Source organism: Spirochaeta dissipatitropha (genome assembly GCF_054657935.1).
Genome location: NZ_BAAHXT010000059.1, coordinates 1 through 349, shown reverse-complemented (window position 1 = coordinate 349; position 349 = coordinate 1). Strand labels below are relative to the sequence as shown.

Annotated in this window: 1 protein-coding gene; it reads right to left on the bottom strand. The window is 47.3% G+C overall.

The features are described from left to right. Nucleotides 1-15: 15 nt before the first annotated feature. Nucleotides 16-349 (bottom strand): ATP-binding protein (locus tag ACYQ2L_RS17225; protein WP_460058364.1); only part of this gene is annotated, 334 nt, incomplete at its 5' end.

Genomic DNA, 349 nt, shown 5'->3' with positions numbered 1-349 from the left:
GGTGTCCGTTTTCAGTCAATCTACTGCATACATTTTTCTCCTCACTGAGTCGCCTGTCATCTCGATTCTGTGAGAATGAAAGGCAAGACGGTCCATAATTGCGTCAGCGATCGTGGGATCACCAATGAGTCCATGCCAGTTTTCCACCGGCTGCTGAGATACCATGATGGTAGATTTTCTGCGATGCCGCTCTTCAAGTATTTCCAGAAATCCCATCCGGGCTGTGTGGTTCAGCGGTTCCAGACCAAAGTCATCAATTAGAATGAGTTTGTTTTTCATAATACGAGACAGGTGCTTCAGATAGGTCCCGTCATCCTTTGCCGCCTCAATTTCGCTGAACAATCGTGCT